Raw genomic sequence first — 11,681 nt, forward strand, 5'->3', positions numbered from 1 at the left:
GATATCGGTCGCTCAGGCCTATCTTGCGGAGGTCGCCAAAGCTTCCCAGTGCAATGCCCAGATGGCGCTGCGTTCGCCCGCCAATGGCACGGTGCAGCAGCTGGCGGCCAGGACGAGAAGCCCGGCCTGGTCTACCAGGGGCGCGTGGCGCTGGCGAAGAACCCGCTGTTGGTGGACGGGACGAAGGTGAAGGTGACGCCGGGCATGTCGTTGTCGGTGGAGATCAAGACCGACCAGCGGCGGGTGATCGATTACCTGCTGTCGCCGTTGCAGCAGGAAACACAGGAGGCGATGCGCGAGCGTTGATTGAAGATGAAGACACGCATTCGTATAAACATGATGTTCCTGGTCCTGGCGCTCGTCATCGAGAATGTCATCGTCGCGGTATTCGGTTCCTCGCTGGTCATGTCGAATATCGCGTTCGTCGCGGCGCTCGTGTTCTTCAATATATCGTTGTCTCCTGAATCCTCGCTTGGCTTCGCTTTGACACTCGGGGACTGGGGAGGTGTCTGGCGGCGGGAGATGGGCGGCGACTACGACCCCGACGGGCCGGAATTCGCCAGGGCAGCGGTGCGGTCGCTGACCATCTTGAGCGCTGTCGTCCTGTTTGGCTTCTGCATGGAATTCCTCCGCCGCAGCGAGAATTCGTTCGCCACCACCGTATCGGTAATGACCGGCATCGAAGCAGGCTTCGTTGCCGGCTACCTCGTTGCCTCCCGCAATCGTCCTCCCGCTTCCTGAAATCCAACCCAATCGAAGGGAATCTGTGCGTGGATACTTCGAGTAAGAAACGTCTTGCGGCCGCCACCGCCGAGTTGACGAAGGGTTTTCTCAACAATTATTTCCGTGCGCTTAACGTTGTTCGACCCTCGGTGGCTGCGTTGGAGAAAGAAACCGTGAAGCCAGAACAAGATCGCATACACGAGCTGCATGCCCTGCTGTCTGAGTTGATGAGGAAAGATATCTCGACCAAAGAGGGATTGCGTGACTGGTACGTCAAAGCCCGCCGGGTCCAGGACACGTTGACCTCGGTGGGCGGACTTGGTCCATTCGTCCCTGAACTGATCTGGCACTACCTGGCGGACGCGGACATAAGGGCGAAGGATTCGGCGTATCGGGAGCAGCAGGATGCTTTCGTCCGTGCCTTCGTGACACTTCTGGAGAAGGGGGAGGTTCCAAGTGAGGAGAGTGTCCGCGCATATGCCACCGATGCGTAGCGCCTTTCTATGTTGGGAAAGGCATCGGCGACCGCGCCTGGACGCAAGAACACCTACATCCGCGAGCACCCGAAACGGACAAATATGATTAAACGGTCTGTGGAGGTAGTCGCGGGCAAACTATCGACGAGTTCATTCAATGTCTCCCATTTCGGACAAGCTTCGGGTGAACGCATAGTCCGTCAAGGTTCGCAAAGTCGGACAAACTATGGCGGATCGCGCAATCCTCCTGAAGAAATCGAGATGGTGGGCTCACTAGGACTCGAACAGAAGGAGCGTTTTTTGTGGCGTTTCGTGCAGGATTCGCGCCAGATATCGACAATTCTGTCGCTCGGTGTCGAGTTTGGACCGTCTAAGTAATTGTTTGAATTGCAGTACGTTCAGATAGTACGTAGCTCAGGTGTGCACAACCGTTCTGAGTCACGCGTGGCGTGAAGCGCTGACTGGATCAAGAAAGCCCTCGTTCTCGCGAGGGCTTTTTCATGGCCGCTAGTTCGGCATCGACAGATTCTTGAATGCGCTCCCCAGCGTATGCAGCGCTTTCCGCGATCGCTGGTCATGCAACGCGGAGTACAACACCACCTCGTGTGTCGGCAGCGGCGGCAAGGAGAACGCTTGGCCGATATCGATGGTGCCCGACGGCGCGGCGCGTTTCGGCAGCACGGCGACAGCCAAGCCGATCGCGGCCGCGGCGCCTACCACGGCGGCACCCTTGCCGATGAAGACCTCTGTCCACGCGATGCCGGCACCATCGAGCGCGCGGACAGCTGCCGCGCGGATGCTGCAGGTGTCCCCCTGGGTCGATAGCGGCAAGGGCTGCCCCGCGCGCGGCTGCCAGTCGGGTGCGGCGATCCATGCGAACGATTCCGCGAAAAGCGCCTCGCCGTTGCGACGGCGGTCTTCCGGCTGAAGTACCAGTGCGGCATCCAGCAAGCCGTCGTCGTACGCCTCGATCACGTCATTCGAGCCGGCGACCCGCAACTCCATCACCAGCGCCGGATCGTGCTCGTTCATCCAACGCAGCAAGGAAGGCAGCTCGCCGCCTACCAGTTGGTGGCTGATCCCGATGACGAGTCGCCGCTGCGTCACCTCGAACGACGCCATGGCGCGTTCGTGCGCGCCGACCAGTTCGCGTGCCGCGTCCATGAAGGCGGCCCCGTCGGCGGAAAGCCTCACCTGGCGCGGCGTTCTTTCCAGGAGTCGGCGGCCCAGCTGGTCCTCCAGCCGGCGCAGCCTGAGGCTGACGGCGGATTGGGTACTGCCCAGCGCGTCAGCAGCGCGAGTGAAGCTCTGCAAATCGGCCGTCAGGACGAAGGCCCGGACGGCGTCCAGATCGAGGGATTTCATGGCCCGTCCATGTCATTCGCAAATGACTGAAAGTTGGAATCATGCGTTTTCGCAATGATGGTAGCGCACTACACTGCGCCGCACATCGCCGTCCAGGCGGTCGCATCCCATCCGCAGCGCCGTGAGGTGAGCCAGGTCATGACATCAGAAAAATCTCTCTCGTTCGCCTTGACGGTCTTGCTCTCTCTGATTGCCGTGCTCCCGATCCGAGCCACCCCCGCATCGGAGCCTGAGGCCATGCCGCCCGGGGTCGCCGCGATCGAGGGCACCTGGACTCTCGCCTTCGCCGACGTCAAGCATCCGGACGGCACGCGCGGGCACGACTATGGCGATGCGCCGAAGGGCAGGTTGCAGATCGATCGCGAGGGCCACTATTCCCTTTTTATCTTCGACTCCTCCCGTCCGCGCTTCGCCGCCAACGACAAGAAGGCCGGGACGCCGAATGAATTCCGGGCGGCCACCCTGGGAACGAGCTCGCATTTCGGCAACGTCGTCCTCGACGGAAGCAATAAGACGCTGACCTTCCACATCGAAGGAGCGACGTATCCCAATTGGGAGGGAACGACGCAGGTCCGCCAGTTCGTACTGCGCGATAGCGTACTGAGTTATGACGTGCCGCCGCGACCGAATGGCGACATTCCGACGACGGGGTGGAAGAGAACGGCGCACTAGCGACATCCGAACGAGAGAAGCCCCACGACAGCAGGGCTTCTCAAGGTGCGGCTGTCCGTGCTCGCGTCGACCTAGAGCGCCATCACCACATGAGCGGACAGCATCTGCGCCTGGTCCCGCTGACCCTTCTGGTAGTCGTAGCCGAACTTCAGCGAGGTGCGCTCCGAAAGCGTCGCATCGAGGCCGACGTTCAGCACGCCGCTGTAGCGCGACAGGCCGATGCCGTCCAATGGCTGCCATTGCCTTAGGCCGACGAACGTGGCTTCGAACACATCGCCGCGCGAAGCGATGGTGCGACGAAACTGGGCGCCCGCCTTGGCGTCGATGGCGCGGCCGCCACCGAGGTTCCAGTGGTGGACCGCGCGGAGGCCAAGGCCTGTCTGCCAGCGACTCACCGTCTGCGCACCGCTGCGCAAGCCGAAGCCGCCTGCCCCCTGCTCGGCGAAGCCGCCGCGGTCGATGCTCGCGTATTCGACATTGAGGAAAGGCACGACGCGGGTTCCGGCCCAGTCCATACGCAGGCCACTCTCGCCGTAGGCAACGGTGTAGTTGCCGCCGAAGTTCGTGGCAACACCTTGCACGCTTGTGCCAAGTAGCAACTGGCGATCGACGTTCTGTTCGAAGTGGCCGAACCCAACGCGACCCCGCATATACCAATCGCCATTGAGCCAACCCGCGTACACCATGGCTTCGCTGTTGCGGCTGCGGTTGTGGTCGTAACTCCGGTCCAACTGCTGCCGGCCCTGGCTCTGGCCGAAAGCGAAACCAGCCACGCCTGAGGTGCCTACCTGCCGATCGCTGCCGACCAGCCAGCCGTTCAGCTGAAATCCGACACCGTCGTAACCGGCGCGGCCCATGTCGCCACCCACGCTGAGGTTCTGCGTCCACATGCCGACATCGGTATTCCTCCCGAGCAGGTCATCGAAACGATCCGCCATGGCGCGGTTGGATGCATCGATCGTCTCGAATGTCATCGCCGCGCTGGCCGCGTGCAATTGTCCGGACAGGCTCCGCAGCGAGGCCTGGGCCGCCTGCAGCGACGGTGCCTGCTGGAACTCGCCTGCCGTACGCACGAACTCGTTCGGCACACCCGAGAGATCGCCGGCCGCGACTTTGTCGTCCAACTGGGTGAATGCTCCCTGCACGCGCTGCGCACTACGGGACGAGACCGGCGTGTAGACCACGCCATTACCCGCGGCCGCGGTCGTGACGTCCAGACCAGTGGTATCCAGCCACGCGTTGTCGGCGTCGTAATTGATCGTGGTCGCGGTGAACACTACACCAGTGCCCTTGACCAGCCGATCGAATGTGCCGGTGAGGCCGCCAGTTGCTGTAAGGACGTTCGTGTGCGTGTTGCTGACGTAGCCCGCATCGGCGCCGGTAATTTCGAGGGTGCCGCCGTCGATGGCAGCCGTGCCGTCGACGGCGAGTCTGCTTCCGAGGCTTATGGCCAGTATTCCGGTGGACGACTGCTGGTAGTTGCCGCCGACATGCAGGTCGCCGTCGTGAATGGAGACTTTTCCCGCGTTAGAGAGACTGCCGGTGACACCGGGTAGCCCGATTGCGCCGCCCAGGTTGCCGGCCAGGTTCACGGTAACGTCTCCAGGCAAGGGAAACCGCGACATCATCGACCCCGAATTGACGGTGGCGCCACCGGAGTACGTTGCCTGCGCATCGAGGATCAGCGAAGCCGAACCATCCTGTATGAGCGATCCGATGCCGGAAATCGCTCCCTCGGCCAGGATGCTCCGGGAGCTATCGAAGACGAGTACACCATCGTTCTTGATGTCCGCTTGGAGGGGATAGGTTTCACTGGCGCCGGGAAGCGAGCCGGTGTTGTCAATCCGTAAGGTGCCGCGATCGATCCGGATATGGCTGGGATCAATGTTGTAGCCGTAACCGTGGTCTCCCACCACGAGCGTCAGGCTTCCCGTCCCTGCTTGGACCAGCGCGTCATCGTATGGCGCCATCGACAGGTGGGTAATGTTCCCAGCGAAGACCACGTCATCGCTGCGGTTGAACACCAGGTTTCCCGAGTTCAGGAAGAACCTGCTGTCCGGGGCGAGTGAGCCTTTGGTGCCCCCGTTGCCGATTTGCAGCGTCGTCCCATCGACATTCACGTTGTACGGTTTGAGATCATCAGTATCGATGATCCATGTGCCGCCGCCTTGGATCATCAAGTTGCCGATGAACGTGCTTCTTCCAGTCACCGCATCGGAATACAGCCGTTGCGTTTCGGCGTCGGCAAGGAGGGTCATGCGGGAGTAGAAACTCGGGCCGAAGTCGAGGTTCCCATGAATGGAACCGCTCGGCGTAAGCGTCACGGAGCCGCCCGACGTCGGGATCATCTGTACGTCGCCGATGATGGTGCCGGCATTGTAAAGCGTCAGTTGGTCGGCCCCCGGAAGCATCGGCGCGCCTGGAGCCACGACTATGGCGCAATGGCCCGCACCTGCGCAGTCCCCACCGGGTGTTCCCGTCGCTTCGATCGTGGAACCCGGGCCATTGGATATGGATCCACCATTCAGGTAAATCGCCGTCGAGCCGGAGATTGTGGCTCCCCCGTTATTCGCGATCAGGGCCTGGCCTCCTGTCGCACGAATGGCAATACCAGCAGCGGAGCTGATCGAGCTGCCGGCATCGCTGTTATTGATCCTTCCTCCTCCTTGGAGGTCGATGGCGGCGATGTGTCCCGTGATGGATGCGCCATCGCCATTGAACACGGTGCCGCCGTCCAGCATCTGCACGCCGATGCCGTAGGTCGAACGGATAATGCTGCCCAACCCGCCATTGTCGACCTCGCCTCCGGTATAAAACGCGACGCCCAGGTCTCCACCCTCGATGACGCCTCCGCGGCGGTTCGTGACAGTACCCAACGGGCTCGCGTTCACTACGACGCCGGCGTGGCTTCCGCGGATGCTGCCACCGTCGTGGTTGGACACTGCAACGTAAAGGGACTGCTCGTCGCTCGTGACGACATCGGTACCAGCGAGCGCGCCTGCATTGTTAAGGACAGCACCGCCCCTCAACAGGATGTGGTTGGCCAACGATGCTCCGGCATTTACTTGCAACGTGGTCCAGCCGGTGCCGACCGTGCCCTGCGTCACCACGATATCTCCGCTGCCCGCCAGCGCATCCTGGGCAAGTTCCAGCGTGCCCGCGGTCACCAGCGTGCCGCCCGAATAGGTATTGGCGCCGGTGAGGAGCAGTCGGCCGAACCCGGCCTTCTGCACTTGCCCCGTACCGCTGATGATGCCGCTGAAAGAGATGTCGTCACTGCGATCGAACGCCAAGATAGCGTTGTTCAGGACATCGCCCGCGATGGACCCTTTCGTGCCCCCGTTGCCAATCTGCAAAATTCCCTGGTCGACGATGGTGCCGCCGCTGTACGTGTTGCTGCCGGTCAGGATGAGGGTCCCCAGGCCTCCTTTGATCAGGTCGATCGATCCGCCGAAGCCATCCGCGAGTTCGGTCACCTGGCCGGCTGCGACATCGATCTCGCCGCCCGCGAAACCGCCGCTGCCGGAGGGGGGAGGATTGTCCGGCGGCGGGTTCTCCTGCGGCGGTTTGTCGACGGCGGGAGGCGCCGCCGGGTCGGTCGGAGGTGCCGTGGGCCTGACATTGCCCGCGGCTCCGCCGCCCCCGCCGCCGCCTCCACACCCTGTGAGTCCTAACGCCAACGCGATGGCCATGGCCATCGAGTGCGTGCCGAGTCGGATACCCACAACCTTACGACCGGGCGCGCGAGCACCTCGTAATGCGTCCATGTCTCTCCCCCTGTGGAAGGGGGGATCTTGCCGTAAGATCCTGCGGTTGCCAATGAGCTATTTCGCCCAAGGCCTCCCGGTTACTTTCCAACGGGTCGATGTCGATCAGCTGCCGTGCAGCGCGTGCTTCAGGTCACGCATCTGGTCATGGCCATTCTTGACCGACACATAGGCTTCGTTGATCGCCGAGCGCGTGCCCGCGGACACGTCGTTGTCCTTCAGCGCATCCTCGTACTTGTGCTTGATGTGGTCTTCGCCGCGTTCGACCTCATCGACGATCGCCGTATCGTCCTTCGAGCTCATCTTGGCCCGCAGTTCGACAAACATGCGGTGCGCCTTCGCAAGCACGGTGCCGTCGTCTTCCGGGTTGCCACCCAGCGAGCGGACCTGCTGCTGGAGGCGCTGCGCCACCTGGCGGCGTTCGGCGGCGCGTGCCTGGAACGTGGCGGCATAGCGGGTATTTTCGGCATCCTTCGCCGCTTCACCGTAGCCCTCGGCGCTATCGATCGTCGTTTCGATCAGGGTGTTAAGGACCTTGATGTCGTGGTCGGTGCTCGTGGTCATCGTCGTGGGCTCCTTGTGACTCGATGAGAGTCGTATGGGGGAGTGCCAGCTTCGCGGTCGGACCGTGCACGGAACCGTGAAGACGGTGTCTCGACGGCGACTACAACACCTGTTCGTTCATTCATACGACGACCGGGCATACTGCTGGCTCACGCTACCGCCACGGAGTGCATCCATGCCATCCAACCGCCGCGCGCTGGTAACCGGCGCATCCGCCGGCATCGGCGAAGCCTTCGCCCGCGAACTCGCCCGACGCGGTCACGACCTTGTCCTCACCGCGCGTCGCGCCGATCGCCTCGAAGCCCTCGCACAGGAACTGCGCGAGCGGCACGCCGTCGAAGCGATCGTGGCGCCCCTCGACCTGGCGCGAACCGACGGGCCGGAAGCACTCGTGGCGGCACTCGATGCGCAAGGTCTTTCGATCGATGTGCTGGTGAACAACGCGGGCTACGGCGTGCCCGGTTATTTCGAGGACCAGCCGTGGTCCACCCACGCGGCATTCATCCAGGTCCTCATGACGGCACCCACCGAACTCGCGTATCGGCTGCTGCCGGCGATGAAGGCGCGCGGCTACGGAAGGATCCTGAATATCGCGTCCCTGGCCGGCCACGTGCCCGGGTCCGCGGGGCACACCTTGTACGCCGCATCCAAGGCCTACCTGATCAAATTCTCGCAATCCCTTGCGCTGGAATGCGCCGGCACCGGCGTGAACGCGACCGCCGTCTGTCCGGGATTCACGCGCTCCGAATTCCACGACGTGACAGGGTCGCGCGAACTCGTTTCGAAAATGCCCGGGTTCATGTGGATGGAGGCGCCGGCCGTGGCCCGGCAGGGGCTGGATGCCGCGGACGCGGGCAAGGCGGTGTACGTGACGGGCCGGGTGAACCGGGTCATCAAGACGGCCTTCAAGCTCCTCCCCGACGCCCTGGCCCTGAAGATGGTGCAGCGGCAGGGCAGCCGCTTTCGCACGGGACCGCGGCGCGGATAACTTCGAGCGTGACCTTTGGCATACGCCTCGCCGGGCGCCGGGGGGCTAGCCTCGTTCGGTTTGCGGTGCCTCCCGCGCCGCCCTGCCGTCACGGGGACCATCGATGTCGACCAAATCCAAAGCGGCGCTTTCCGGCGCCGTCCTCCTCGCCCTGATCGGGGCGTCCGCCGCCTCGGCCCAAGGCGTCACCACGTCCGATTACCGCCGCGCGGATTCGTTCCTCGCCAACAACACCATGCCGCTGGTCGACCATGCGGTCCAGCGCGTCACCTGGATCGACGACGGTCATTTCTGGTATCGCGACCACGACAAGGACGGTGACCAGTTCCTGAAGGTGGATGCCGCCACCGGCGAAGCCACTCGCGCGTTCGACCGGGACAAGGTCGCTGCCGCGTTGTCCGCCGCCACCGGCAAGAAGGTGGACGCGGGCAAGCTGCCCGTGACCGATTTCGTCGTTCGTCCGGACGACGGCCTGGACATCACCTCGGGCGGCAAGCATTACGTGTGCGACAAGGCCGTCGGCAAATGCGAAATCGCCGCCGTGAAGAAGGATGCCAGCGGCAAGGAGGCCGGCAGCGAGCCCGGCCTGAAGTCGCCCGATGGCACGTCCGAAGCCTTCATCCGCGACTGGAACCTGTGGGTGCGCGATATCGCCACCGGCGCGGAAACGCAGCTCACCACCGATGGCGTCAAGGACTACGGTTACGCCACCGACAATGCCGGTTGGAAGCACACCGACGAAGCCATCCTCGTCTGGTCGCCGGATTCGAAGAAGATCGCCACGTTCCAGCAGGACCAGCGCAAGACCGGCGAGATGACGCTCGTGAGCGTCAACGTCGGCCATCCCAAGGTCGATACGTGGAAGTACCCGCTGCCGGGCGACAAGGACGTGACCATGATCGAGCGCGTCGTGATCGACGTGCCGACGAAGAAGGTCGTCCGCTTCAAGATGCCGCCCGATCAGCACCGCTCGACTATCTGCGACGACGTCTCCTGCAGCCCCGGCGTATGGGACGACGTGCGCTGGGCCGACGACGGCAAGAGCATCGCCTTCGTTTCCACCGCGCGCGACCACACGCACGAGTGGTTCCGAGTGGCGGATCCGGAAACCGGCGCCGTGCGCACGGTCTTCGATGAAAAGGCGAAGACGTATTTCGAAGGTGGCAACGACAAGGCCAACTGGCAGTACGTGCCCGAGACGGACGAAGTGATCTGGTTCTCCGAGCGGAGCAACTGGGGCCATCTCTACATGTACAGCTTGAAGACCGGCAAGCTGGAGCACCAGATCACCAAGGGCGACTGGAACGTCACCCAGGTGCTGCATGTCGATCCGAAGACGAAGACGATCTGGTTCCGTGGCGTCGGCCGCGAGAAGGGTGTCGATCCCTACTACCAGCAGTTCTACAAGGTGGGCTTCGACGGCAAGGGCCTGACCTTGCTGACACCGGAGAATGCCGATCACAGCGTGTCCATGTCGAAGGACGGCACGTACTTCTTCGATTCGTATTCGACGATCGACACGCCGCCCGTGGCGGTGGTGCGCCGCTCCGACACCGGTGCCACGGTGAAGGAAGTCGCCCGTGCCGACATCTCCCGCCTCAAGGCGAAGGGCTGGGTGCCGCCGACCGCGTTCACGGTGAAGGCGCGCGACGGCAAGACCGATTTGTACGGCCAGATGTTCAAGCCGACGAACTTCGACGCGTCGAAGAAGTACCCGCTGGTGGTGTACATCTACCCGGGTCCGCAGACCGGCTCGGTGCGCACGCGCAGCTTCGTGCCGTCCCATGGTGACAACCAGGCGCTGGCCGAACTGGGTTTCGTCGTGATCGCGGTGGATGGCATGGGCACGCCGTGGCGCTCGAAGGCGTTCCATGACGCGTACTTCCAGAACATCGGCGACAACACGCTGCCCGACCAGGTGGCGGCGGTGAAGCAGCTGGTGAAGAAGTACACCTGGCTCGACGGCGACCGCGTCGGCATCTGGGGCCATTCCGGCGGCGGCAACGCCACGGCCACGGCGATGTTCCGCTACGCCGACGTGTTCAAGGTGGGCATCTCGGAATCGGGCAACCACGACAACCGCAACTACGAAGACGACTGGGCCGAGAAGTGGCAGGGTCTGCTCGTGACGGACAAGGACGGCAAGTCGAACTACGACGACCAGGCGAACCAGAAGTGGGCGTCGGGCCTGAAGGGGCACCTCATGCTCGCCCACGGCACGTCCGACGATAACGTGCCGCCGTACGAGACCCTGCTCGTGGTGGACGCGTTGATCAAGGCGAACAAGGACTTCGACCTCGTGATGATCCCGAACGCCCACCACGGCTACGGCGCCGCCACGCAGTACATGACGCGCCGTCGCTGGGATTACTTCGTGCGCTACCTCAAGGGCGAGACGCCGCCGAAGGAATTCGAGCTGACGCCGCTGACCCCGCCGGGCCACTAAGAGCCGACCCAGTGTAGGAGCCGCTATAGCAGCGAGACATCTTGCGACACGCCAGCAAGTGGCCTCTCACCGCTGTAACGGCTCCTACCATCGTTTAAACCGGCACGAAACGCATCGCCGCCGCGTTCATGCAGTAGCGCAACCCCGTCGGATCGGGGCCATCGTCGAAGACGTGGCCGAGGTGCGCGTCGCAGCGCGCGCAGTTCACCGCCGTCCGCTCCTCGATGAGGCTTCGGTCCGTCTTCTGCGCGATGTTGCGCTTCGAGATCGGCTGCCAGAAGCTCGGCCAGCCCGTGCCCGAATCGAACTTGGTCGCCGAGTCGTAGAGCGCTGTATCGCAGCCGATGCAGCGATAGATGCCGTTGTCGTGGCGATCCCAGCCGTCGCCCGTGTAGGCGGGCTCGGTGCCCTCGTGCCGCGTGACGTAATAGGACTTGCTGCTCAGCCGGGCCTTCCACTGATCGTCGGTGAGCACGACGCGCGGTTCCACGCAGCTGCCCAGCGGCTTCTTGTCCTTACCGAAGCAGTCGAGGGTGACGTTGCCGCCCTTCGGCATGGGTGCGTCCGCGGCCATCGCCGGACGGGTGGCGCGGAAGATGAACGGCAGGGACGCGGATGCCGCGACGGTGGCGGCCAGTACGCCGAGGAAACGCCGGCGATCGGGATCGGTGCGCATGTTG

Annotated in this window: 10 protein-coding genes; 6 read left to right on the forward strand and 4 right to left on the reverse strand. The window is 63.4% G+C overall.

Features of this window, described 5'->3' with window-relative positions; translation table 11 throughout:
* Positions 1-48: 48 nt before the first annotated feature.
* The 3 genes from ACQKIE_RS17795 to ACQKIE_RS17805 are packed head-to-tail and all read left to right on the forward strand — an operon-like array spanning position 49 to position 1,217.
* Positions 49-306: a hypothetical protein gene (locus ACQKIE_RS17795; RefSeq protein WP_427461620.1), complete on the forward strand. Its 258-nt coding sequence runs from the start codon at positions 49-51 to the stop codon at positions 304-306.
* Between the two features lie 6 nt (positions 307-312).
* Complete coding sequence (locus tag ACQKIE_RS17800; protein WP_427461622.1) at positions 313-741, forward strand: hypothetical protein; 429 nt, start codon at positions 313-315, stop codon at positions 739-741.
* 29 nt (positions 742-770) lie between these two features.
* Positions 771-1,217 carry a hypothetical protein gene (locus tag ACQKIE_RS17805; RefSeq protein ID WP_427461624.1) on the forward strand — a complete coding sequence of 149 codons (447 nt, stop codon included), beginning with the start codon at positions 771-773 and terminating at the stop codon, positions 1,215-1,217.
* 489 nt (positions 1,218-1,706) lie between these two features.
* Here the strand turns inward: ACQKIE_RS17805 and ACQKIE_RS17810 are convergent, their stop codons facing one another.
* Positions 1,707-2,564 (reverse strand): LysR family transcriptional regulator, encoded by an 858-nt coding sequence (locus tag ACQKIE_RS17810; RefSeq protein ID WP_427461625.1) that lies wholly within the window; start codon positions 2,562-2,564, stop codon positions 1,707-1,709.
* Between the two features lie 237 nt (positions 2,565-2,801).
* On the opposite strand from ACQKIE_RS17810, the gene ACQKIE_RS17815 reads away from it, so the two are divergent.
* Positions 2,802-3,236 carry a lipocalin-like domain-containing protein gene (locus tag ACQKIE_RS17815; protein WP_427461628.1) on the forward strand — a complete coding sequence of 145 codons (435 nt, stop codon included), beginning with the start codon at positions 2,802-2,804 and terminating at the stop codon, positions 3,234-3,236.
* A 71-nt stretch (positions 3,237-3,307) separates the two neighbouring features.
* On the opposite strand, the gene ACQKIE_RS17820 is transcribed toward ACQKIE_RS17815, so the two are convergent.
* Positions 3,308-6,928, reverse strand: coding sequence for an autotransporter domain-containing protein (locus tag ACQKIE_RS17820; protein WP_427461630.1), 3,621 nt, complete (start codon positions 6,926-6,928; stop codon positions 3,308-3,310).
* Positions 6,929-7,108: 180 nt separating this feature from the next.
* Positions 7,109-7,567 (reverse strand): PA2169 family four-helix-bundle protein, encoded by a 459-nt coding sequence (locus ACQKIE_RS17825; RefSeq protein ID WP_427461632.1) that lies wholly within the window; start codon positions 7,565-7,567, stop codon positions 7,109-7,111.
* Between the two features lie 175 nt (positions 7,568-7,742).
* On the opposite strand from ACQKIE_RS17825, the gene ACQKIE_RS17830 reads away from it, so the two are divergent.
* Together ACQKIE_RS17830 and ACQKIE_RS17835 are read left to right on the forward strand one after the other, a co-directional pair.
* On the forward strand, positions 7,743-8,555 hold the full coding sequence (locus tag ACQKIE_RS17830; protein WP_427461634.1) for an SDR family NAD(P)-dependent oxidoreductase: 813 nt from the start codon (positions 7,743-7,745) through the stop codon (positions 8,553-8,555).
* 103 nt (positions 8,556-8,658) lie between these two features.
* On the forward strand, positions 8,659-11,001 hold the full coding sequence (locus tag ACQKIE_RS17835; protein WP_427461636.1) for a DPP IV N-terminal domain-containing protein: 2,343 nt from the start codon (positions 8,659-8,661) through the stop codon (positions 10,999-11,001).
* 94 nt (positions 11,002-11,095) lie between these two features.
* Here ACQKIE_RS17835 and msrB read toward each other — a convergent pair whose 3' ends face one another.
* On the reverse strand, positions 11,096-11,677 hold the full coding sequence (msrB, locus tag ACQKIE_RS17840) for a peptide-methionine (R)-S-oxide reductase MsrB (protein WP_427461638.1): 582 nt from the start codon (positions 11,675-11,677) through the stop codon (positions 11,096-11,098).
* Between the last annotated feature and the right edge of the window lie 4 nt (positions 11,678-11,681).

The sequence above is a fragment of the Luteibacter sp. NPDC031894 genome (assembly GCF_050273135.1).
Lineage (GTDB): Bacteria > Pseudomonadota > Gammaproteobacteria > Xanthomonadales > Rhodanobacteraceae > Luteibacter.

Bases quoted from the DNA above. Each gene is read 5' to 3' on its own strand.
- ACQKIE_RS17815 (WP_427461628.1), top strand. From the start codon at position 2,802: ATGCCGCCCGGGGTCGCCGCGATCGAGGGCACCTGGACTCTCGCCTTC.
- ACQKIE_RS17835 (WP_427461636.1), top strand. From the start codon at position 8,659: ATGTCGACCAAATCCAAAGCGGCGCTTTCCGGCGCCGTCCTCCTCGCC.
- msrB (WP_427461638.1), bottom strand. From the start codon at position 11,677: ATGCGCACCGATCCCGATCGCCGGCGTTTCCTCGGCGTACTGGCCGCC.
- ACQKIE_RS17800 (WP_427461622.1), top strand. From the start codon at position 313: ATGAAGACACGCATTCGTATAAACATGATGTTCCTGGTCCTGGCGCTC.
- ACQKIE_RS17825 (WP_427461632.1), bottom strand. From the start codon at position 7,567: ATGACCACGAGCACCGACCACGACATCAAGGTCCTTAACACCCTGATC.
- ACQKIE_RS17820 (WP_427461630.1), bottom strand. From the start codon at position 6,928: ATGGCCATCGCGTTGGCGTTAGGACTCACAGGGTGTGGAGGCGGCGGC.
- ACQKIE_RS17810 (WP_427461625.1), bottom strand. From the start codon at position 2,564: ATGAAATCCCTCGATCTGGACGCCGTCCGGGCCTTCGTCCTGACGGCC.
- ACQKIE_RS17830 (WP_427461634.1), top strand. From the start codon at position 7,743: ATGCCATCCAACCGCCGCGCGCTGGTAACCGGCGCATCCGCCGGCATC.